General features: G+C 59.9%; 14 protein-coding genes and 1 tRNA gene. 8 read left to right on the top strand and 7 right to left on the bottom strand.

Annotated features, from left to right (window positions below):
* The first annotated feature begins 52 nt into the window (after positions 1-52).
* The gene (locus GRAN_RS22310; protein WP_241655090.1) at positions 53-781 is read left to right on the top strand and encodes a YcbK family protein; all 729 of its coding nucleotides are present in this window, start codon (positions 53-55) and stop codon (positions 779-781) included.
* A 3-nt stretch (positions 782-784) separates the two neighbouring features.
* On the opposite strand, the gene hemG is transcribed toward GRAN_RS22310, so the two are convergent.
* From hemG to purS, 4 genes are all read right to left on the bottom strand, one after another.
* Positions 785-2,146: a protoporphyrinogen oxidase gene (gene hemG, locus GRAN_RS22305; RefSeq protein WP_128915279.1), complete on the bottom strand. Its 1,362-nt coding sequence runs from the start codon at positions 2,144-2,146 to the stop codon at positions 785-787.
* Between the two features lie 73 nt (positions 2,147-2,219).
* Entirely contained in the window at positions 2,220-3,221 is a 1,002-nt protein-coding gene (gene hemH / locus GRAN_RS22300) for a ferrochelatase (protein ID WP_128915278.1), read from the bottom strand.
* A gap of 21 nt (positions 3,222-3,242) precedes the next feature.
* Positions 3,243-4,334, bottom strand: a complete 1,092-nt coding sequence (gene hemE, locus GRAN_RS22295; RefSeq protein WP_128915277.1) for a uroporphyrinogen decarboxylase — start codon at positions 4,332-4,334, stop codon at positions 3,243-3,245.
* Between the two features lie 233 nt (positions 4,335-4,567).
* On the bottom strand, positions 4,568-4,813 hold the full coding sequence (gene purS, locus GRAN_RS22290; protein ID WP_128915276.1) for a phosphoribosylformylglycinamidine synthase subunit PurS: 246 nt from the start codon (positions 4,811-4,813) through the stop codon (positions 4,568-4,570).
* Between the two features lie 159 nt (positions 4,814-4,972).
* On the opposite strand from purS, the gene GRAN_RS22285 reads away from it, so the two are divergent.
* Complete coding sequence (locus GRAN_RS22285) at positions 4,973-5,536, top strand: inorganic diphosphatase (protein WP_128915275.1); 564 nt, start codon at positions 4,973-4,975, stop codon at positions 5,534-5,536.
* 56 nt (positions 5,537-5,592) lie between these two features.
* Here the strand turns inward: GRAN_RS22285 and GRAN_RS22280 are convergent, their stop codons facing one another.
* Positions 5,593-6,885 carry an APC family permease gene (locus GRAN_RS22280; RefSeq protein WP_128915274.1) on the bottom strand — a complete coding sequence of 431 codons (1,293 nt, stop codon included), beginning with the start codon at positions 6,883-6,885 and terminating at the stop codon, positions 5,593-5,595.
* Positions 6,886-7,058: 173 nt separating this feature from the next.
* Here GRAN_RS22280 and GRAN_RS22275 point away from each other — a divergent pair.
* The 4 genes from GRAN_RS22275 (at position 7,059) to GRAN_RS22250 (ending at position 11,751) form a co-directional block, all read left to right on the top strand.
* Positions 7,059-7,151 (top strand) — tRNA-Ser (locus tag GRAN_RS22275).
* A 454-nt stretch (positions 7,152-7,605) separates the two neighbouring features.
* Positions 7,606-7,869 (top strand): hypothetical protein, encoded by a 264-nt coding sequence (locus tag GRAN_RS22265; protein ID WP_128915273.1) that lies wholly within the window; start codon positions 7,606-7,608, stop codon positions 7,867-7,869.
* 855 nt (positions 7,870-8,724) lie between these two features.
* Complete coding sequence (locus GRAN_RS22255; RefSeq protein WP_128915271.1) at positions 8,725-9,075, top strand: PadR family transcriptional regulator; 351 nt, start codon at positions 8,725-8,727, stop codon at positions 9,073-9,075.
* A gap of 15 nt (positions 9,076-9,090) precedes the next feature.
* A complete protein-coding gene (locus GRAN_RS22250) occupies positions 9,091-11,751 on the top strand; it encodes an ABC transporter permease (RefSeq protein WP_128915270.1) in 2,661 nt (886 codons plus the stop codon).
* Between the two features lie 161 nt (positions 11,752-11,912).
* Here the strand turns inward: GRAN_RS22250 and GRAN_RS22245 are convergent, their stop codons facing one another.
* Positions 11,913-14,417 (bottom strand): hypothetical protein, encoded by a 2,505-nt coding sequence (locus GRAN_RS22245; RefSeq protein ID WP_128915269.1) that lies wholly within the window; start codon positions 14,415-14,417, stop codon positions 11,913-11,915.
* 835 nt (positions 14,418-15,252) lie between these two features.
* Here GRAN_RS22245 and GRAN_RS22240 point away from each other — a divergent pair.
* On the top strand, positions 15,253-18,729 hold the full coding sequence (locus tag GRAN_RS22240) for a TonB-dependent receptor (protein WP_241655089.1): 3,477 nt from the start codon (positions 15,253-15,255) through the stop codon (positions 18,727-18,729).
* Between the two features lie 161 nt (positions 18,730-18,890).
* Here the strand turns inward: GRAN_RS22240 and GRAN_RS22235 are convergent, their stop codons facing one another.
* On the bottom strand, positions 18,891-21,344 hold the full coding sequence (locus GRAN_RS22235) for an ABC transporter permease (RefSeq protein ID WP_128915268.1): 2,454 nt from the start codon (positions 21,342-21,344) through the stop codon (positions 18,891-18,893).
* Between the two features lie 273 nt (positions 21,345-21,617).
* Here GRAN_RS22235 and GRAN_RS22230 point away from each other — a divergent pair, with 273 nt between their 5' ends.
* A complete protein-coding gene (locus GRAN_RS22230) occupies positions 21,618-22,631 on the top strand; it encodes a metallophosphoesterase (RefSeq protein ID WP_128915267.1) in 1,014 nt (337 codons plus the stop codon).
* Positions 22,632-22,730 lie beyond the last annotated feature (99 nt).

The following is a 22,730-nucleotide window of genomic DNA, read 5'->3' as shown; positions in this document are numbered from 1 at the left end:
ATTCGGCTTCCGAATTACGTACTGCGCAAATTGACGATGGAGCTTTGCTGATTTGACACAGTGTCCGCCCGCCGCTCGCCGCCCCCTGGTGCTCTCCCGCAAAGTCTCAGCTCTCATCGCCGCCGCGCTCCTTCTGGTCGCGGTACCATCCGCGAGCGCTCGCAGGTCGACCATGCATCGGCACCCCCGGCTTCACGCCCTGGCCCACACCTTCGTCAACGTGGCCTTGCCCGGTGCCGGTCTGCTTCCTGACGACGCCGAAGACGTTCCCCTCGAGGGCCTGCAATACGAGTTGAAGCTCGCCCATGCACAAACCGGGGAGATGATCGACGTCGTCTACCGCATCGGTGACACCTACATTCCCGAGGCCCTCACCCAGCTCGACCTCTTCCTGCGCGACAGCCACAACCAGGAAGTGAACGCCTACGATCCGCGTACCTTCGACCTCCTCCACACCATGCTTGCCAAGCTAGGGCGAACGAACGGAGTCGTCGACATCCTCTCCGGTTATCGCTCCCAGGAGACCAACGACGCGCTGCGCGCCAGCGGCACCACCAACGCCGCCGAGCACTCCCAGCACATCTCCGCCAAGGCAATCGATCTCCGCGTCCTCGGCGTCCCAGCGGTACTCTTGCGCGACGCGGCCCTGTCGCTAGGCGTCGGCGGCGTCGGCTACTACCCAAAGAGCCAGTTTGTCCACGTCGACACCGGCCCGGTCAGAGAGTGGACCTTCGCCCCCCACATCGCCCGCAGGCACTCCCGCCGCTCACACCGCGGCTAGGCGCTACCGAACGATCTCCCCCACCGCCGCCTGCGCATCCCGAATCAGATCCGGCAGCCCCACGCCCCGATAGCCGTTCCCCAGCAGCCAGATTCCCTCCAACGCCTTTACCCGCCCGTTCAATTCCGCCATCCGCTCCAGATGCCCCACCGCGTACTGCGGCAGCGACCGAGGCCATCGGCGCACCACGGTCAAGACCGGCTCCGGCAGCCGCCCCAGCATCCTCCCCAACTCAAGCCTCGCCACCGAAGCAATCTCATCGTTCCCGCAAGCCAGAAGTCTCTCCCCAGCCTTTGCCCCAAAGAACGCCCTCACCTGCCGCGCCCCCGCCGGAACCCGTCCCGCGAACTTCTGATCCGTAAACGTGCAAGCCAGCAGCAGACTCCCCTGCCCCTGCGGCACGAGAAACCCGAACCCCGGCGGCAGATCAAACCCATCCGCAAAGCAAAACCCCACCACCACCGCTGAACTAGCCTCCATCTCCATCAACTGAGCCGCCCGCCGATCCACTGGTTCCAACAGCCTCCGCGCCACATCCACCGGAGCCGCCATCAGCACCGCATCAAAATGCTCAGTCCCAGAAGAACTTCCAAGGACCCACCCGCAGGGGACCTTCTCCACCTGCTTCACCTCCTCGCCCAGCCGCACCCACCCCGCTGGAATCTCCGCGACCATCCTCTCCACCAACATCCCGACCCCACCCTTCAACGAAGTAAAGATCGGCCTCTTCTCCCCCCGGGTCTTCGCCTTCAGCGCAAGAATCAGCGACCCAAACTCCCGCTCCATTGCTACAAACGCCGGCATCACCGCCCGCACACTCAGCTTCCCGACATCCCCCCCAAACACCCCGCTCAGCAGCGGACCCGCGACCTTCTCCAGCACCTCCCTCCCAAAGTGCCTCTCGACGAACGCCCCCACGCTCTCATCCCCTTCGGGAGCCATCGCCTTCAACTCCTCCGCCCGCCCGATCTCCTCGCGAAACGCCTGTTTCGCCCCCTCGCTGAAGAGCTCCGACCGCTCCACCGCCTCCATATCACCCGGAACCATCATCCGCATTCCGTCCGGCATCGCCTCCAGCCGACCGTCGAGCCGCACATACGTCTTCCGCCCCTCGTCCAGCGACCAGATGACGTCCTCTCCCAAGCCCAACTCCCGCGCCAACTCCAGCGCCCACGGCTTCTCCGTCACCCACCCATCCGGCCCACACTCGACGACAAACCCACCCTCCCGCACCGTCTCGACGATTCCACCCAACCGCCCGGAAGCCTCGTACAACACCACCTCCACCTCAGCCTTCGCCCGCGCCAGAAAATAAGCCGCCGCCACCCCCGCCAAGCCCCCGCCGACAATCGCAATCCTCTTCATCCACCCTCCTATTCACACGATAGGGGAAAAACAAAACGGAGGCCGAAGCCTCCGTTCTGTAAGCCGGAAGAAACTAAGCCACCACAACCTCATCCACATCCGCCTGATAGCGTCCGGTTACCACCTCAACCAGCGCCTCCACCAGCGTAGCCGAGTCGTTCAAACTCTCCGCCCGCCAAAGCTTCAACCCAAGATCCTCGGCTGTCTTCCGAAACGCAATGTCAATGTCGTACAGAATCTCAACGTGGTCGCACAAGAATCCAACGGGCTGCATCACCACTCCGACCTCGCCCTGCTCTTTCAGAGCCTTCAGCGTGTCCTCCACCGTAGGCCCGATCCAAGGCCCGCCACTAATTCCCTGGCTTTGAAACGCAAACACCCAGTCCTGTTCCGTGAAGCCGACGACCGAGAGCTTCTCCGCCACAAGCTGTGCCGTACGCTTGGCCTCCACAGGATAGGGATCAGGAGTCGCCTGCACCGGCGTTCCCGGCCGAGCCCCGGCAATCGAAGCCGCGCCCGTCATGATCGTCCGGCACGGGACCGAATGCGCCGTAAACAGCACCGGAACCCGCCTTCCAGCCTCCGCGCAAGCCTGCGCCCATACCGGCCATGTCTTCTCGGCGAATGCCTGTGCCAGCAGCGGCTGCTCCGCCCACCCGGTCACGAACTCCACCTCCATCCCAACCGCCGCGTCCATCAAAACGCGCCGATACAGCCCCACGCTCGTCCGCGAGTTCTGCGGAGCCAGGCACAACGCTTTGATCCGCGTCACCCCATCTGCCCGCATCTCGTCGACGACCTCGGCGATATACGGATGCCAGTTTCGCATCCCCACATACACCTTCGTCCCCAGCGCCTTCTCCAGCAGAAAACCCTGCGTCAGCGTCCACTTCGTCAGCGGAGGAGGCTCCTCCCCCAGCTCCCACCCGAGCCCGATCTCGCCGTACCGATGCTGCAGCTCTTCCACCACCTCCTGCGGGAGCGCCCGTCCGCCCGTAACCTTGCTCAGATACTCCGCCATCTCCCCAAGAACGTCCGGCGTCCCATGGGCAAGCAACAACACCGCTTCTTTCATGCACTCTCTCCCGCAGCCAGCCTACGCACGGTACCGGCCGTCCAGCTCCTTCACCCACTCCACCACCCGGATCACATTCTCCACCGGTGTTCCCGGTACGATGCCATGGCCGAGGTTGAAGATGTGCCCCGGCCGTCCTGCCGCTGCCTTCAGCACCTCATCTACCCGCGCCTTCAGCACCTCCTCCGGCGCAAACAGCGCGATCGGATCCAGATTCCCCTGCACCCCGCACCCCGCACCCACCGACTTCCACCCCACCTCCAGCGGAACCCGCCAGTCCAGCCCGATCACATCCGCGCCCGTTTCCCGCATCGCCGGTAGAAGCGAAGCCGTATCCACGCCAAAGTAGATCACCGGCACACCCATCGCCCGCACCCGCCCCACCAGCTCCGTCGTCCACGCCAGGCAGTACTCCCGGTAGTCGGTAACGCTCAACGCGCCAGCCCAGCTATCGAAGATCTGGATCACATCCGCGCCCGCCTCCACCTGCTGCTGCGCGTACCCCACAAGCACCGTCACCAGCTTTTCCATCAGCATCGGCCACGCCACGCCGTCGCCGTACATCATCTTCTTGGTCTCGATATAGTTCCTCGAGCTCCCACCCTCGATCATGTAGCTCGCCAGCGTAAACGGAGCCCCGCAGAATCCAATGATCCCAAGCTGATCCCCATCCGCCCGTGCCGGCTCAAAGTGCTTTGCCACCTTCTCGATCGAACGCGCCACATACCCCAGCTCCTCCACCCGATCCGTCACCAGCGCCTTCACCTGTTCGCACGAGCGGATCGGAACATGCACCACCGGCCCCTCGCCCGCAACAAACTCGAAATCCAGTCCCATCGGCGTAAACGGCAGCAGCAAATCCGCAAAGATGATCGCCGCATCCACCCCGAGCCGCTCCGCCGCAGTGATGGTCACCTCCGCCGCGATCTCCGGAGTCTTGCAGATATCGAGCAGGCTATGGTGCTTCCGCACCGCCATGTACTCCGGCATATACCGCCCCGCTTGACGCAAAAACCAGACCGGCGTCCTATCAACGGGCTGTCGCAAACAAGCCCGAACAAAGCGGCTTCCCCTCACGGGAGCCGCCGATTGTGCCACATCCGAAACGATCAAGGTCGAAGATTCTCCAGCTTTAAGCGTAGCACCCGTCCACAGTTGCCCGGTCCTTGCATGCGGGCGCCCCACATCTCGCTCAAAGCCGCACGGACATTATGCCCCAACCCAAAGCTCTCCTAACTCCAATGAATGGAGGATTTAGCGCTTTGTCGGAGAGGAATCTCGGCCGAATCAACCTATCATCTTGAAAACAAAAGATCCGAACCACCACCTGGGGAAGGAGATCCAGCTTAGCGATCGATCCGAGTCGTGTATTCCTCGATCACCGGATTCGTCAGAACCTCACGAGCGATGCGATCCACCTCCGCCTCCGCCGCAGTTGCATCTAACGAATCATCGAGTGTCAGCAGGAAGTACTTTCCTTGCCGCACATCGGCCACACCGCCGTACTGCATCCGCCGAAGCGCATCGGCAATGGTTTGCCCCTGCGCGTCGAGCACTGTTCTCTTCAATGTGACATAGACATGAGCCTTCATTCTGACTGATTATAGACTTGAGCTAGCCTCTTCAACCGAAGTCCTTCCGCCGGATTGCGTTCTCGTCGCGGCTGAACTCCAAGCACGTTGCGCTCGTCGCCGACGTCCAAACCTCGCTCCCGAAGCGAATCATCCTCACGAGAAGAGATCCCAGACTCTATGCCGAATTACCTCGAGCTTCCGGTAGGACCCAGATCCCCGGAGGTCATCAACGCCGTCATTGAAATCCCCCACGAGGGAATCAACAAATACGAATATGACAAAGACCTGCACGTCTTCCGCCTCGACCGGAATCTTCATTCTCCCGTCCATTACCCAGGCGATTACGGGTTCATCCCAAGCACCCTCGGCGACGACGGTGATCCGCTCGACGTCCTCGTCCTCGTCGACGCCCCCAGCTTTCCCGGCTGCGTGATGGAAGTCCGTCCCATCGGCCTCCTCGAGATGGTGGATCAGGGCCTCGGCGATGAAAAGGTTCTCTGCGTCGGTGAAGGCAATCCCCGGTATAAAGACGTCTGGAACTACTCCGAGATCTACCCCCATATGCTGCGCGAGATCACTCACTTCTTCGCCATCTACAAGGATCTCGAAGGCAAGCAGGTTGAGGTCAAAGGCTGGCGAGACGCCGCCTTCGCACGCAACAAGGTCATGGAAGCCCAGCAGCGCTTCATCGATAACAAGATCAACCCCGAACCCAAGCCGGTTCCACACCCCAATAAATAGCTGCAAAGGCAGTCCGAAAAGGGAGCGTCCGCAAACCGACGCTCCTTTTTTCCTGCCTAAATCGCTCTAATCGCCGAACGTCTCACCACGAAGTAGACCACCGGCCCAGCCAGAGCCACCAGTCCAGCGAACAGCAAAGCCGGCAAGGCCCCCACCGTCTCGCCGCGAGCCGCCCAGAGCGCAAACCCGATCAGGCAAGCTGGTCCCAGCCCAACCAGCACCGCTCCGGCCATCCCGCCCGGCACGCGAAAGGGCCTCGACAGTCCAGGCTCCCGTACTCGAAGCACAAGCAGCGCTACAAACTCTAACAGCAGCGAAGCTCCATACAGCACCAGGTCGATTGAGATCAGCCTCTCGAAGGTAAACCCAAGCGCCAGCGCCCAACCCACGCTGCAGAGCGCAACGCTCACCCATGGCACCCCGTTCGGCAACCGTTTCGCAAGCACCCGCGGCGCCAAGCCATCCAGAGCCATCGCAAATGGAAGCCGGGTGTAGGACAGCGTCAGCGCATTGAACGTCCCCAGCCCATCGAGGGACCCCGCCAGTACCACCGCCAACGCCAGCCCCGCTCCCCCAAGCAGACCAGCCGCGTCAACCCACGCTCCCGTCGAAAATCGTTCCGCCGGAATTCCCGAGGCCCACACCGCCGCCAGCGGAAGCGTATAGACGCACATCACCACCAGCGCCGACCACAGCATCGCTCGCGGATACGTCCTCTGCGGATCGTCCACTTCCTGAGCGATCGTGCTCGCGTTATCCCAACCCATGTAGTTCCAAAGCGCCACCAGGAGAGCACCCGATAGATCCACCGTATCTGGAGCCCCCAACCGCGCCGGCACGAACCCCACATGCATCCCACGCCAGGCCGCGAGCCCAATCAGCACCACAAATGGAGACAGCGAGATCATCATCATCCGCACCGACCCGATCCCGACCGAAGCCGCTCCGCGCAGGTTCCACGCAGCGCTGATCCCCACGATCGCCAGCTTCAGCAACCACCCGCGATAACCCGCCGTCAGCATCGGAGCCACATGCGAGAGGTAGAGCACAAACGTCGTCGGATAGATTGCCATATCGAAGACACTGGCCGCCAGACTGAGCCAGGCCTCCTGGAACCCCCAAAACGGCCCCATCGCCCGTCGCACCCACTGGTAAAACCCGCCCTCCGAAGGAATCGCCGTCGCCAGTTCCCCAATCATCAGCGACGTCGGCAGACTCCAGAACACAGGCACCAGCAGAAGCAGCACGATCGCCCGCCCATATCCTGCTTTCCCAAGGATGTCCTCCAGCCCGTACGGCCCACCTGACACCATGAAGTAAGTCGCCCCAATGAGTGGCAGCAACCGCATCTTCCGCCCACCAACCACCCGTCCCACCGCCCTGGTCAATCCCTGCCCACCCCTGCGGACCGCATCCGCAAACAAATCTAAACACAAAACCAGCCAAAGCACGCGAACCCGAACCCGCTCGCGCTATAATCAGCTTCGTCCCGGCTCGAAAATCATAGCGGGCGACACGTGCAGGAGAGTTGGCCGAGTGGCTGAAGGCGGCGGTTTGCTAAACCGTTATAGGACCAAAAGTTCTATCGGGGGTTCGAATCCCCCACTCTCCGCCACATCTCCTCTAGTACCAGGCCCATACATCCGCAATTGGCTCTGCCGACGCAGAGCACGCCATGTACAACATCATCTGTGATTCCACGCACGTCGGGCGAACGAATCATCGGTCGAGCTTACTTGCAAGCCGTGCGCAATCCTCATCCCGGCAAGCCCTCAGGTTTACAGGTAAACCGGTTTGCTGGGCGGCGATCTCCAGATCACGGTGTACAGAATTACTATCAGAGACGACTGTGCGTTCACTATGAGCATCGTGGAGTTCTAGGATGGCAAGATCGTGCACGAGGCCCAATGCCTTGCGGATCCCTTCGAAGCGCCTCGATGGCGCAGCCAATGGTTCAGAGGTGATCTGGCGCGCACCACATTGCGCAATAGGTATCACCCATTTCCCGGTAGTACTCTTCCCATATGCGATTGAATCTTAATCTAAGATCAGGAAGCTTCGGTCGCTGGATGATCTACTGCAGCCCCGCTGGAGCCACAGAGCCTGAGATCGGCCAGGAAGATAGCTTTGCAACTCTGGAAGAGTTATCCGCGGCTCTGGACGTTGCCGGCATCAACCCTGGCAGATATGGTCCCACCATTCGGGCAGCTCGGGACGGTTACGGCGCGGGTTTTCTCGTTACGCCAGAGGAAGCTCAGAAGCTGGAACTAATAGACGAAAACGAGACGAGAAGGCAGCTCCCCTCGGGCCAGAACTATCGCCGCGTCCGCTGAACTCCACGTTTCGCAGATACGATCCATCAGCGGTCTTTTGGCGCGGTTCCTGCCCCCGGGATTCTCAACTGAGACTTAGGAATCAAGAGCCTTTAACGGGAAACAGCAAAAAGAGCGCTTCAACCTTCCAATAATTAAGGCTGAGGCGCTCTATCTCGAACGCAGACATCGATCGCCAATCCGGAATCAATTTCCGACTGCGGACTTCCTGCTGGCCTTCCTCTTCGCGGCCCAACGCTTCTTCTGAGCTTCCGCAATCCTCGCTCTGCCCTCTGGGCTCATCAGGCGCTTACCTTGCACCTTCGCCTTTACAGTCGACACAACCGACTTCCTGGGACGACCAGGTCCGCGCTTTACGGGGGATTCGTCCAGAAGGGCTCTGGCATGCTGAAGACGAAGTATCTCCGCGTCAATCTCTTCGATCAAGTTCATTTCGTGAAACCTCTATCTCGATTGTATTCCTGATTGGTTAGGATGACCCACGCGTCATTCAGGTTGCGAACCGGATGTAAATCGACTTGATTCCCATAGAAGAACTAGTAGATGACACTCACAATGGTCCGGGAAATGCCGCGGCTTTTGACTTAGCTCGCCTATCTGGGTGTTATTCCTGCGATCTCCGCCCGGTATTTCACTTATTCCTACAAAGTTACGACGCCATCTGGGTGCATGGCGCAGCAACCGCCTATGTTCGAAATCCACGATAGAGCTTTTCCGATTACCGGCTAGAGAATTCATGAGTCGTGACTCCCATCCAACTCTGATAGCAAGACAGCGACCCGCAACAAAGCCTTTCCAATAGACGTTCGAGTGGAGTATATTCCTCACCCATAGTCATTCGAGGGGAGAAGGCCGATGGCAAAAAACCAACCACCGAACGCAGGCGAGATACTCCAGGGAACTCTCGACCTGCTCATTTTGCGGACGTTGATCCTTGGCCCGGCGCACGGGCACACCATTGCGCACGCCATCGAGCTCACTTCGGAGAATGCCCTTTCGGTGGAGCAGGGATCGCTCTATCCGGCGCTCCACCGGCTCGAAGATCGGGAATGGGTAGCTTCGGAGTGGGGTGTGAGCGAGAACAACCGCCGAGCGAAGTTCTACCGGCTCACGGCAAAGGGCCGCAAGGAACTTGAAGCAGCGACCAGCCGCTGGCGGCGGATGACGCATGCCATCGGCCTCATCCTCGGAGAATCGAACGGCTGAGCAGGAGGGACAGACATGAGCCTGAAGCGCTATCTCAATCGCGGCAAGAAGGACAGGGACCTTGCGGAAGAGATCGAATCGCATATCGCGTGCGAAGTGGACGCGAACCTCGCGCGTGGCTTATCGGATGTTGAGGCAAGACGGCAGGCTCGCCTGAAGTTTGGCAATCCGCTCACTGTGCGGGAGCGTGTCTGGAGCTATCGGTCCTTGCCGCTGATGGAAAGCACCTGGCGGGATCTGCGCCATGCCTGGCGGTCGCTTCGCAAGACTCCCGGATTCACGATCGTCGCTCTGCTTGTGATTGCGCTCGGAATCGGAGTTAACACAGCGGTCTTTTCCGTTGTAAATACCGTACTTCTCGAGCCGCTGCCGTTTCCCGATTCGCAGTCTCTCGTGAGGATGGTTCTATTTACGCCTCAGCGGGCGCTCGATCGCGCAAGCGTTCCCGAGTTCAACTTCTGGCTTCATCAGAACTCAGTGCTTCGCGAGGTAGCCGCCTATGACACCGGCGGCGCCGGGCTGAACCTAACCGGTGGCGACCACCCACAGCAGATACAGGGTGTCCATGTCACGCATGATTACTTCTCGCTCTTCAATGCGCCGGTGATCGCGGGCCGCACCTTCACCGAAGCGGAAGATACCCTGCATGGGGGAAATGTCGTAGTGCTTAGCTATGGATTGTGGAAGGCTCGCTTCGGTGGCGACCCGACGATTGTAGGCCGGAACATCCAGTTGGATAACACGCCCTATCTCGTGGTCGGAGTTATCGGACGCGACTTCTTTAGCGAGAACCCGGCGGATGTCTGGATACCGTATCAATTCGACCTGAACTCACAGGACCGGGCGCACTATTTCACCGTAGCGGCACGTCTGCAACCGGGCGTCACCGTCGAACAGGCGAACGCTCATCTCACAGTCGCAACGGACGAGTTACGGCGAGCAGAGCCCGATGCGCTCGGTCCGCAAAATCACTACGGTGTGGTGTCGCTGCAGCAATCCATGGTCGGCGACACGCGCGCTCCGCTTCTGGTACTGCTCGGCGCGGTTGGGCTGGTCCTTCTGATCGCGTGTGCGAATGTGGCGAATCTACAACTGGCCAGAGCTTCCGCACGCAGGCGCGAATTTGCCACGCGGGCAGCTCTCGGCGCGGGCCGCTGGCACATCATCCGTCAACTCCTCGCGGAGAGCCTCCTCCTGTCGCTCACGGGCGGCCTGCTTGGATTGTTCCTTGGCAACGCCGGCGTTCGTCTTCTGCTCAGCGTCAATATCGGCGGACTTCCCAGGCTCGGCGAGGATGGGTCGGGGATCGCCCTGGATATGCGCGTGCTCCTCTTCACGCTCGGTCTATCGATACTCACCGGCATTCTCTTCGGCCTCGTTCCGGCTATAAGTGCATCGAGACGCAACCTTATTGCCGGCTTGAATGAAAGCGGAAGCCGCACCGGGACAGGTTTCGGCCGCGCCAGCTTCCGTTCCCTCCTTGTTGTCACGGAGATCGCGCTGGCTCTGGTCCTGGTGATTGGATCCTCTCTCCTGATTCGCACCTACCTCAAGTTGCAGGCAGTCGATCCCGGCTTCGACACCCATGAGACGCTGACGCTGGCGATGTCGATGAGCGGCAGTCGCTTTCAGGCGAGCGCTCCCGTGGATCAGATTATCCGCCAGGGGAGAGAACGCATCAAGGCTATCCCAGGCGTGGCTGAAGCAGCCGTGGGCAACGGGCTGCCGCTGCAGGGTGCCTTCGGGATGGCATTCGACGTCGTGGGACGCCCCAGGGGAAGCGCTCCGTTCACGGGCAGCGCGGGATACTACTCCGTCTCCCCGGGCTTCTTCGAGGCTTTCAAGATCCCCCTTCTGCGCGGCCGCACCTTTACAGACCACGACGATGCTTCAGCCAGCGGAGTGATCATCATCAACGAGGCGATGGCGAAACAGTTCTGGCCGAAGGGAGATCCGCTGCGCGACCGGATGCAGAAAGCACCTGGCGCGGGACCGGCCTTCGCGGAGCCGCCTCGCCAGATCATCGGGATTGTGGGCAATACGCTTGATGGCGGCTTCAATCAGGACGCACACCCCACGATGTACATTCCGCTGGCGCAGATGCCGGACGGCGAGACGGCGCTCAATTCGAAAGTCACTCCCCTCTGGTGGATCGTGCGCACTCACGGCGATCCGCATGCCGTAGTCGCGCAGGTGACGTCAGCGCTGCGAGAGGCCAGCAGCGGGCTTCCCGTCGCACACATCCGCACCATGGAAGAGGTCGACTACCTGCAGCTTGCCCGGCAGCGTTTCAACACCCTGCTCCTGACAGTCTTCGGGGCATCCGGTTTGTTGCTGGCTGCCGTGGGCATCTACGGCCTTATGGCTTTTTCCGTGGAACAACGCACACAAGAGCTCGGCATCCGGATGGCGCTCGGCGCACAGACGTCACAACTCCGGAACATGGTTCTTGGTGAGGGAATGGTGCTCATTGCTGTGGGCGTTATGCTGGGGATCGGAGCTGCGTTTTGGCTGAGTCGATTCCTCGCTGGCCTTCTCTTCGGAGTGAAGGCCTGGGACCCTGTCGCATTCCTTGTGACACCTTTGCTTCTCAGCAGCGTCGCCCTGGCGGCCACGTGGATTCCGGATGTCCGCGCCACCAAGGTGGATCCAATCACCGCACTGCGTTTCGAATAGCCCGCACAGGGAGGTCTCGGAAGCTCTGGCCATGGACAACGCCGCCAAAATAGCCGGGATTGCGTTAAATGGTACTGGGCCAGCGATTGTGCTGGCCCAGTACCATTCATAGTTCCTACGCTAAGCGCTTCAACGTCACTTCCATGCAGAGCCCGTCCTTTCTATCTGGGCCCAACAGGGAACATGGAGGCTCCAAAGGCAAGCGCCCCGACATCACTGCCACCAGTCCCTGCGGCCCTGAGCGGCGACGACGATAGCAGCCTAAAGTCGTTGCCGGAAGCATTCTCGAACCCCGGGGTCGCAGTGCAGAAGGATGTAGGCTCCAGTTGAGCAGAGGCGTTGTTCTTGTTGAGGAACGTCGTGATGTTGCTGCAAGTTCCGCGCTGGGAGAAGGTATTCTGCACGTTGTAGATGACCCACGAATTCACAGGTCCACCCTGGTTCTGCCATACGTTGTTGTGCCAGTCCATCGGCTTCGCATATTGCATCGAAGCCACACGAACGAAGATTCCCGCCGCGTTGTTCGTTGTCGTAATGCAGTTTGGGCAAATCCAACCCGCCGGGAAGTAGTTCGCGCTCTGCGCACACACATTCTCGTGGACATGTGCCGCCACAACGTTCATCTCCAGCGTCACGCAAGCTGAGGCGGTGTTGACGATCGTGTTGTTGAAGACATGGACATCAGAGATGTAGGGGTAATTGCTACCTTCCAATCCATTGTTGATATCGATGCCGTTGTAAAGAGAAAGCGTCGCGCTGAATCCAAGATTGGCAATGACGTTGTGATCGAAGACCTGAGCTTCATAGGAACTTGCGTCAGGAACGCTCGTGGAATTGCCGCCAGCTTGAATACCTTCTCCAAGACTGTCATGGATAAAGTTATGAGACGCCTGTCCACCTGCCGTAGCGCCGAAGAATATGTTTCCAACTGCGTTGTCCGTGCATTCATTGTTGCTGACGATGCCGCCCTTGTTGAGGTAAAGCGCGTCTCGCATCAGACCTGCCTGGCCGTATCGAATGCATGCTGCGTTGTGGCTGCGTCCATAGCTGTACTGGATAACTGGGTAGTTCGAGGTCACGCCCCCGATGGTCCTGGTGCCGTCAATTCCCGAGAGGATAAAGTTCGCATGCGACGTGTCGCCCCGGCCGTAGTAGGTATCGATCATTCCCGACCAGCTATCGGAGATCGAATTGCCGCGCACCAGGTGGGGATCCGTGTCGCCTGATGCGCGAAGAACCACGCAGGCTTCCAGATTTGCAGTCCTGCTGGTGTTATAGCCCCATGCCAGCGTGTCGCTGACGGTATCGCCTGTGTTCCAGCAAGTCGCATGCGAGATAGTGATGTTCTCGTTCGTCCAGTACATCCCGGGAGTCGTGGAACTCGAATACGGGAAGGACATCACGCCGCTCTTGAGCTGGTGGGCAAACTGAATGTGTGTCACGGACACGTAGTTCACTCCGCGCAGAAGGATCCCGTACGATCTGTGCGTCGCGTAGAACGTGTGGTGTGAGGGATCAGATCCATCAGCAAGATGGACGTAGAGTTCGTTCGCCAGGGCGCCGTTCTGAGAGGTCGACGCATAGTAGAAGCTTCCGCTATCGACTCGCCCGAAGAACTTGAGGCCACGGCCAGTTGCTGCTATGGCTGTAAGAGTCGGGATCGAGCTGCATCCACGATTTACGTTGTAAGTCACGCTTGCCGGTACCCCAGAGATCGATGTGACTGTGCCGTCCACTTCACAGGCGACGCCGCCAATCGAACCCCCACCTATTGAAGAAAAGGTAAAGCTCGCAGGATAACCAGTTCCACCATAGAGCGAGAAGGAAACCGATCCTCCTCCAATCACCTCAACGTTTTGCAGACCCGTGTTGGTAGGCGAGAAGACCTGCGAGGTCTGGCCGCCAGCGGCGGCGCTCGTGGCGTAGGGGCTTTCCCAAACTCCACCTAGCCCAAGAACTCCAATGGTGGCGGTCTGGGGTGTATTTCCTCCATTCATCTGGTAGAGACCGGTGGAGGGGTCAAGAACCGAATCCCATGGCTCATAGGTCGTGGCGCCTCGTGAATCATAGTTACCTACAAAGTTCGGCACCGGGATAAGTTGAGGCGCCTCGGTGAGCTTATCGATGTAGAGCTTTTGGGGCGCGACGGCCAGTTGTGTCGAGTACACTCCATTTCCGAGTGCTCTCCAGACAAGCCCCGCAAGCGGGTCGGCGGCATCGATAATAGGGTCGGAGCCTGAGGCGTACTTACCAAATACGATGGGGGCCCCTGAGGTACCGGAGCAAACTGCCGGATTGCTCGTCAGCGTGGTTGTCGATGTCGCTTTGACCAGGTTGTCGCAGTGAATGAAATCATCGGTAAAGCGCTCTCCCGCACGAAGCAGAACCTGATCGCCCGGCTGGAGGAGTGGCGTAATGGTATTCACCTTTGCGATCGTCTTGAACGCGGTCGCGGCTGTAAGACCATTGTTCGTATCGGATCCAGCCTTGTTATCAACGTAATAAGTCGTGGCCGCATGAGCTAAACCAGCATGGAGCAGAATGAAGAACATCGCGGCGGCAAAGGACCGAGTGCGTCCAGGCCGTCCCGAGACAGTTGCAGCATCGTGGACGCTCTGAACCCCTGAGAGGGTCGAGCTGGCGAGTGAGGGACCTGAGGAAATCAAATTGAACAAGCCCTTCAAGGAACTTCCAAGTACTACAGTGGTCTTACGGCATAAGTTAATCATGTTCTGTTTATCGGGGTACACGGCGGAAAGCCCTATTCCTCGTCCGATGTAACACCTGTGTCATCCGGGGTAGCGGTCATACCTCTGACGTCTAGTCACGCGACCGGATGGGTGTACCAGAGTTCCGAAGGTATTTAGAACGACTGACGACGAGAGGGTACCGCGGACCAAATAGCCGCTGTTTTCCATCGAAATTGCGCTCAGTCATAGGAGAGCGTGCGTTGTCTGCCAAACGGTGGCACTGTCCACAAACGTGGGAGACGTGGGACGCACAGGCGGAACAACTGACCAGCGTCCTCCTTTCGATACAGAGCAAGGATCCTAGAGATTACTCGGGGCATTGCAACAAAGACCTTGCCGATGGGGGCCAGCGAGCGGGGCTGAACCGTTTGGCAGCGGTTTTCAAATGCACCATGGGTCTGTGCTGCTCATCCACTCTCTTTGACAACCGTTCGTTGCGAGTCATAGAGTAGTCGATGCGCCGCGGCGCGTTAACGTTTACATCGAGTTGCAGCCTGTTTTGGAAGCACGCTGCGTCTGTTTTCAATCACCATGGAACCGAGCAGTGCCGCATCCAAGAAATAGTGCAGTAGCTTAAGTATCGACGTTTCAACTTTTCACAAGCATGCCTTCAGATCTGTGGAGAAACTGGAGCGCATTTTCAACTAATTCGGCTGGCCTGAACCCACTTCGCGTCCACGCGGGGTTCGCTAAACCACGCTCGAAATTCACCGGGATCGACGATCGTCCCGGGGTTCCACTCAGGAGAAACATGATTTTTACTACGTTTTTTACAATCCGGAGGCTGGCGCTTTCTCTCGCCGTGCTGTTGATCCTCGGATCTCTGCCGCAGGCGTTCGCGCAGATGGACCAGGGTTCCATCGTTGGCACGGTCATCGATCCCACAGGCGCGATCGTACCGGGAGCCCACGTGAAACTCACGAACGAGCAGAACGGTTTCGCTCTCGAGCGCGTCGCCGACGACAGCGGCTCCTATGTCTTCACCCCGATCAAGATCGGCACCTACACCCTCACCGTCTCAGCCTCGGGTTTCCGTACTTTTGAGCAAAAATCAGTAAACGTTACCGCAGGCGCGCGCATTGAAGTGCCGCTCACCCTCAGCATCGCTTCCAGCGATCAAACCATCGAAGTCAGCGCCGCGCCACCCGCTCTCCAGACCCAGGAAGCCTCCACCGGCGCCACCGTTTCCGCTGAAGCGATCGTCCAGACGCCCCTCCTCAATCGCAATCCGATCTTTGTCGCGCAGCTCACCCCAGGCGTCGTCCCGGCCGAGCAGGGATCGCGCGGCGCGAACAAGGGTGACTTCTCCGCAAACGGCCAGCGTTCGCAGCAGAACAACTACATCCTCGATGGCGTCGACAACAACGCCGTCCTCGTCGACATCCCGAACGGCGCCTCCTACGTCATCAAGCCCGTCCCCGATGCGCTTGCCGAGTTCAAGGTCCAGACCAGCAACTACAACGCAGAACTCGGACGCGCCGCCGGTGCGGTCGTCAACATGAGCATCAAGTCCGGCACCAACCAGATCCACGGCTCCATGTGGGAGTACTGGCGCAACGACATCCTCAACGCGCGCGACTACTTCCAGACCACGGTACCGAAGTACCGTCAGAACCAGTTCGGCGGTACCCTCGGTGGACCGATCCTCAAGAACAAGCTCTTCGTCTTCGGTGACGTCGAAGCCAACCGCATCATCTTCGGCCAGACCTCCGTCAACTCCGTGCCCACCGCGCTCATGCGCACTGGCGACTTCAGCGAGTTGCTCAGCCCCTCGCTCACCGGCAACAACGTCCGCACCCTCTACCAGCCTGGCTCAGCAGGCACCGTACTGCAGCAGTGCAACGGCCGCCAGAACGTCTTCTGCCAGAACCAGCTCAGCAGCGTCTCTGAGAATGTCCTGAACGCTCTGCCTGCGCCCAACTACGGAGTCGCCGGTCAAACCTACAACAACTACCTCTTCCAGAGCTCGGCAAGCGACAACACCGTCCAATACGACGGACGTGTCGACTGGAACGTCAGCGATCACGACCAGGTCTTCTCTCGCTACAGCGTCTTCAACGAAGCCCAGACCTTCCCCCAGCCCTTCGGCATTCTCGATGGCGGCGGCTTCGGCTCCGACGGCAGCATCAGCAACAAGGGCCGCAACTTCACCGCCAGCGAAACGCACTTCTTCTCGCCCACTCTCTCGAACGAGCTCCGCTTCGGATACAACTGGATCAACGCAAAATACCAGCAGGCTTATGCCAACACCGATGTCTCCTCGCAACTCGGTATCGGCGGCATTCCTTTCTCGGCTGGCAACGGCGGAACCCCGAACTTCAGCATCAGCGGCCTGACGTCCTTCGGCTCGCCCGAGTATGTGCCCACCGACGAGTATGAGAACGTCGCACAGCTTCTCGACAACGTCTCGAAGGTCATCGGAAAGCACACCCTCAAGGTCGGCGTAAACTTCCAGCGCATCCGCGTCCAGACCCTGCAGCCCACCGCATCGCGTGGCGGCTTCAACTACACCGGCAAGTACACCCAGATCCCCGGCGAGTCCTCCACCACGGGCTTCGGCGCGGCGGACATGATCACCGATCAGATGGAGAGCGCCTCCATCTCCAACTCCTCCACCGTGCGCAACCAGCGCTGGTATCGCTCCGCATACGTCCAGGACGACTGGCAGCCGATGCCGAAGCTGACCCTGAACCTAGGCTTGCGTTGGGAGTACTTCCAGCCCGTCGAAGAACTCAACAGCCGCCAGGCCAACTTCCTCGTCGACTTCGCCAATAACTCCGCGCAGTTCCTCCTTCCCAACGGCGCGAAGCAGTACACGCTGCCCACCGCCCTGCTCACCGAGCTGGCCGCGAACAACGTGCCCGTTGTCTACACCAGCAATAACTCCCTGGCGAACGCGCAGAAGGTCAACTTCTCGCCTCGCTTCGGCTTCTCCTATGAGGTCGGCCCGAAGACCGTCGTGCGCGGAGGCTTCGGCATCTTCTTCGGCGGCATCGAAGCGGTCGGCTTCTTTCCGAATCTCGGAGCCAACGCACCCTTCCTCTTCACCTCCAACCTCCCCAGCGGAGCATGCACCACGGCGGGATGCCCGACGGATGGCGTGACGCTTGAGAACGGCTTCAATCAGGCAATCGCGGTCGGTCTTTCCAACTACGTCTCCACGCCTGACTTCCGCATGTATCCCAAGAATATCCAGACTCCCTACACGGAGGCGATGAACCTCTCCTTGCAGCAGCAGATCACCCCCAACACCACCGTGACGCTCGCCTACGTTGGCGACCTCGGCCGTCACCTGACCTCAAATCCGAAGGCAAACCAGATCACCACGCTGCTTACCCCCGGAGCGAACGTGCAGGCCGCGCGTCCGTTCAACCAGTTCGGCGCGAGCAGCCTGGAGTCCTACTCTGCCGTCAGCAACTACAACGGGGTGCAGGCCACCATGGAACACCGCGCGGGCCGCGGTCTCTACATGCTCGCGACCTACACCTTTGCCAAGAACCTCGATGATGCCTTCCTCCCGCTTGGCGCCAGTGGCCAGTCCGGATCGGGCTACCGTAACTGGCGTCAGCTCGGATACGGTTACGATTACGGCCCATCCTTCGCCGACACGCGGCATCGCGCCGTGGTCAACCTCCAGTACGATCTGCCCTTCGGCATGGGCCGCCAGTACATGAACAAGTCGCACGTCGCGGATGCGTTCATCGGCGGCTGGTCCCTCACCACGCTCTTCCGCGTTCAGTCGGGCCAGCCCCAGATCGTTCAACCCAACAACGACCCCACCAACGGAGCCGCCCAGGCGCAGGCCATCCGCGTCGGCGACGCCAGGAGCACCAACCTCGCGAACCCGGGAACAGGCGTAACCTGCGCCACAAAGACCGGCACCGTCGCAACCTGGTTCAACCCCTGCGCCTTCACCAATCCTCCGGTCGCCACCAGCGCCACCGACATCGCTGCCTACGGCGGCTATGGACGTGACGCCGTCTACGGCCCCGGCTACAACCGCGTCGACCTCTCCCTCTCGAAGAAGTTCACGCTCTATCGTGAGACCTCTCTCGACATCCGGGGCGACCTCTTCAACGCGCTCAACACTCCTGCCTACGGCCAGCCGAATGCAACCATCGGCAGCGGCTTCGGGCAGATCACCAGCACCCGCTTCGGAGGATCGGGAACAGGAGCCGAGACACCGGATGCACGCGTGGCTCAACTCTCTGCCCGCTTCCACTTCTAACCAAAAGGAACCCGAACATCACAAGCCGCGGAGCTCCAAAGCTTCGCGGCTTTTGCACGTCTACGGGAGCGCCCCGAAGGGTCACGCGTTCGGGAACAAAGGCAGCCAAGCCCGCGTTTCCGGGGGAAGCGGACACAACGGTTCATGCAGACTTCCTGCGGCTACTCCCGTTTAAGCGCCTGCATCGGATCGGTGGAAGCGGCACGCCGAGCCGGCAAAAGGCTTGCGGCCACGCCAACAGCAAGGAGAAGGCAAACCGAGCTGGAAAGAATCGCCGCGTTGTAGGCCGTCACCTGGAAGAGGAGGCTTTGCAGCACACGGGCAAAGCTGAAGGCTACCGCGATACCCGCGATCCCTCCGGCCATCACCGGCGAAAGACCGTCCAACAACACCAACCGATAGATATTTCCACGCTGTGCTCCAAGGGCGAGTCGCAGACCCAGTTCCCTCTGGCGTTGGACGACTGAATAGTTGACGACCCCAAAGACACCGATACCTGCCAACAGCAAAGCGCTTATAGCGAACAGGATCAGAAGATCCAGCTCGAAACGCCGGTTCGCGAGCGAATCCACGACGACCCCACTCATCGTATTCACCGCCGGAACAGGAACCTCCGGGTCGACGCTCCAGATGCTCTTGCGAATAGCATCCGCGATCGTGCTCGAATCCTGGCGGGTACGCACGAGCAGACCTGCGCTGTTATCGTTCCGGTACCAATAGGGCATGTAGACCATCATCGGATCCGGCTTGGAGAGCGATACGGTTCTGGCATCCGCCGCGACACCAACCACGGTAAAGATCGTGTCGCTCTGGCCGCCTCTATGAAATTCTTGACCGATCGGGTTTCTCCCCGGCCAAAGCGTACGCGCCGTAAGCTCCGAGAGGACGGTATAGTTCTTGCCTTCGTCTCCAGGCTGCAGAAAGCGGCCCGCGACCAGCGGAAGATGAATCACGTCAAAATAACCTGGTGTAACCCACCGAAAATGTTCGGAGGGTATCTGCATCGCGGGGCGGGTGTCGCCCGGGACGCGAATCATGTCGATCCATGAATCACCCGTAAGAGGCAAAACACTCACTGCCGCAGCGCCTTCGACGCCGGGTAGCTGCGTCAGGCGATCTGTCGCCTCTTTGAAGAAGGCTGCACGCGCTTTCTTATCCGCATAGGATTTCTGCGGAAGGTTGAGAGTCGCAGTGACAATATGGCTGGCCTCAAAACCGCGATCGACGTGGAGCAGTCGAAAGAGGCTTGTCGTCAATAGACCTGTCATCAGGACGAGCGCCATGCTCACCCCGACCTCCGCGCCAACCAGGATTCTGCGCAGCCGTTTACTGCTGGAGGATTCGCTCCCTAAGCGTGCTTCGCTTTGCAGGACCTCGTGAGGATCCGTTCGGGCCGCCTTCCACGCCGGGACCGCGCCGGCGAACACGGCCGTGAGCAGAGCCAACGAAACAGCAAAAGCCGCGCCGACCCAGTCGAGATGCAGTGGGCCACGGAAGTCGAGCGCGGGAGGAAGATACTGCTGCATCATCGGGATGATCCCGGCCGCGAGCAGAAGACCAAGCGCTCCTCCGGCTGCGGCAAGGACGACCGTCTCGCGCATCCCCACGCGCAGGATCTCGGCGCGGCTTGCCCCAAGAGCAGCCGCGATCGCAAGTGACTGCTTCTGGCTCGCGGCTCGCGCCAGTAGAAGATTGGTGATGTTGACGCAGCCAACAAGCAGCAGTCCCGCAACGGCACAGAGCAGGAGCAACAGTGGCGTTCGATTGCTACCCACCAGCGCCCCCTGAAACGGACTCACCACCGCAGAGAGGGTGCCTTGTTCGTCCGGGGCAAGTCCACGCATGATCGAACCTTGCAGGGCGTTGATCTCGGCACTCGCCTGCAATGCAGATACACCCGGGACCAACCGGGCCAGCCCGAAATAATTGAAATCACCCATCTTCTCTTGGAGTTGCTCGGTGGCGAAGGCTAGTGGCACCAATGCCTCCGCAGGTTGCGGAGGCGTGCTATCCGCGCTCGCAAACGTCTCGAGTACGGGCAGGTGGAAGGATGGCCCCATCACGCCAATCACCGTATAGGGAAAGCCATTGAGCAACACGCTCTTTCCGAGGATCGCCGGATCACTTCCGTATTGCTGACGCCAGAGCTGATCCATCAGGATGATGACGTGATCGTGACCCGGTTGCGCCTCTTGGGCCGAGAAGGCACGACCAAGCAGCGGTGAGGAGTCGAGTACGGAAAAGACGCCTGGCGTCGTGCGCAAAACCCCAATCCGTAGCGGGCGAGCTCCGCCGCCAAGCGGCATGGAGGACTCCTGCATCACCGCCATCGATTGGATGGTGTGCGCGTTCTGGCTCCAGAACACAAAATGATTCGCGTTGATCGGCAGCGTCGGGTAGATATCGCGAAACTCCGCAACCTGTTCTTCCATCACGATGAGCTGCTCGGCGTGATGATAAGGAAGCGGCTTCAGAAGAACGTCATAAACAAGCGTGAAGATCGCCGTGGTTGCGCCGATTCCAACAGCAAGGGTCAAGAGGACCGTCAAAGCGAAGCCCGGCGACTTCTTCAGCTTGCGGACCGCATAGCGAAAGTCATCCAACACCTTATCCACGGCAAACCTCCGATCGGCATCTGGTAGACCTGCATTTCAAGGTCCATGTCTCGACAAGTTAAGCCATGGCTGTGAAAGGGCTTAGCTGCACGCGAGGACGGGTTCTGGATAAACCTATGTCCGAATGCGATGACGTATGTCCAGACATGGACACTAAGGAGCCGACGAACCGCACATGCTCTGTTTCCCACGCAAGCGGCTCGGAAGAACGGCCACACCACACAGTACGACGGTAACGGGACGGATAGATATACTCGTCTCAGTGACGCCTTGATGAACAAATTCACCCGCCGACACTTCCTCCAACAAAGCTTCTCGTTCTCCGCCCTTGCCTTACTTGCCTCGAAAGGCGTTCTTCAAGCAGAAGCGTTTGCCCAGGTGGCTCCCGCCCCAGACTCGCATCACCTCTTCGCCGTCGGCGACTGGGGTGACGAAAACTCGCAGACGCAGCAAAAGGCGGTAGCTGCCGCGATGCTCGGCTACAAGGCAAAGAATAATCTCACGGTCGAGAATCTCCTCATGCTGGGCGACAACTGGTATGGCTGGCTCTTCGGCGGCGAGAAATCCGAGCGGTGGAAGTCGCAGTTCGAAGACATGTACCCTGCCTCTGCATTCCCCGGAAAGTGCTACGCCGTCCTGGGCAACCACGACTATGAGAAGCGGCCATCCAGCAAGGCAGAAGCGCAGTTAGCCTACGCCGCCGAGGCGCACTCCCGATGGACCATGCCGAACCGCTGGTACACCTTCCAGTTCCCGGAGTCGCAACCTCTGATCCGCGTCCTGGCCCTCGATAGCAACTTCCCCGAAACCCGTGAGCGCGGTTTCCTCCACAACCCCACCCTCATCCAGAGCCAGGTAGACGAACAGTTGACATGGCTCAAGAACGAGCTTGCGAAGCCCTCCCAGGCTCCGTTTACTGTCGTCATGGCGCATCATCCCATCTTCTCCAACGGCGACCACGGCGATACGCCCGCACTGATCCGCGACTGGAACAAGCTGCTCCTCGACAATCGCGTTCACCTCTACCTCTGTGGGCACGACCACGACCTCCAGCATCTGGAGTTTGAGGGCAGCCCCATGTCGTACGTCATCTCCGGCGGCGGCGGAGCCGCGCTCCATCCGCTCAAAATCAGCCCGGCCAGGCGCGGCCCCTACGGCATGCAGGTAGCCGGATTCACGCACCTTGAAGTGTCCGCATCCCAGATGACCATCCGTCAGATAGACAGCAGCGGAGCCGTGCTGCACAGCTTCGTCAAATACCCTGACGGCCGCGTCGCTCTTGGCTGAGAGTGTCCCCGCCGACTTCCGCTGACCGCCACTCGGTCGCGGACCATCGAAAGTACGGCGCCGGCTGCCTCTAACCAGATACAGTGGGACAGCCGTCAT

Source organism: Granulicella sibirica (genome assembly GCF_004115155.1).
Classification (GTDB): domain Bacteria; phylum Acidobacteriota; class Terriglobia; order Terriglobales; family Acidobacteriaceae; genus Edaphobacter; species Edaphobacter sibiricus.
Note: the sequence above shows the minus strand (reverse complement) of the source record. Positions and strands in the feature narration are given on the sequence as shown.

Excerpts from the sequence above, each read along its gene's own strand:
- GRAN_RS22265 (WP_128915273.1), top strand. The coding sequence starts at position 7,606 with ATGATCTACTGCAGCCCCGCTGGAGCCACAGAGCCTGAGATCGGCCAG.
- GRAN_RS22285 (WP_128915275.1), top strand. The coding sequence starts at position 4,973 with ATGCCGAATTACCTCGAGCTTCCGGTAGGACCCAGATCCCCGGAGGTC.
- purS (WP_128915276.1), bottom strand. The coding sequence starts at position 4,813 with ATGAAGGCTCATGTCTATGTCACATTGAAGAGAACAGTGCTCGACGCG.
- GRAN_RS22250 (WP_128915270.1), top strand. The coding sequence starts at position 9,091 with ATGAGCCTGAAGCGCTATCTCAATCGCGGCAAGAAGGACAGGGACCTT.
- GRAN_RS22230 (WP_128915267.1), top strand. The coding sequence starts at position 21,618 with ATGAACAAATTCACCCGCCGACACTTCCTCCAACAAAGCTTCTCGTTC.
- hemH (WP_128915278.1), bottom strand. The coding sequence starts at position 3,221 with ATGAAAGAAGCGGTGTTGTTGCTTGCCCATGGGACGCCGGACGTTCTT.
- hemG (WP_128915279.1), bottom strand. The coding sequence starts at position 2,146 with ATGAAGAGGATTGCGATTGTCGGCGGGGGCTTGGCGGGGGTGGCGGCG.
- GRAN_RS22240 (WP_241655089.1), top strand. The coding sequence starts at position 15,253 with ATGATTTTTACTACGTTTTTTACAATCCGGAGGCTGGCGCTTTCTCTC.
- GRAN_RS22280 (WP_128915274.1), bottom strand. The coding sequence starts at position 6,885 with ATGCGGTTGCTGCCACTCATTGGGGCGACTTACTTCATGGTGTCAGGT.
- GRAN_RS22255 (WP_128915271.1), top strand. The coding sequence starts at position 8,725 with ATGGCAAAAAACCAACCACCGAACGCAGGCGAGATACTCCAGGGAACT.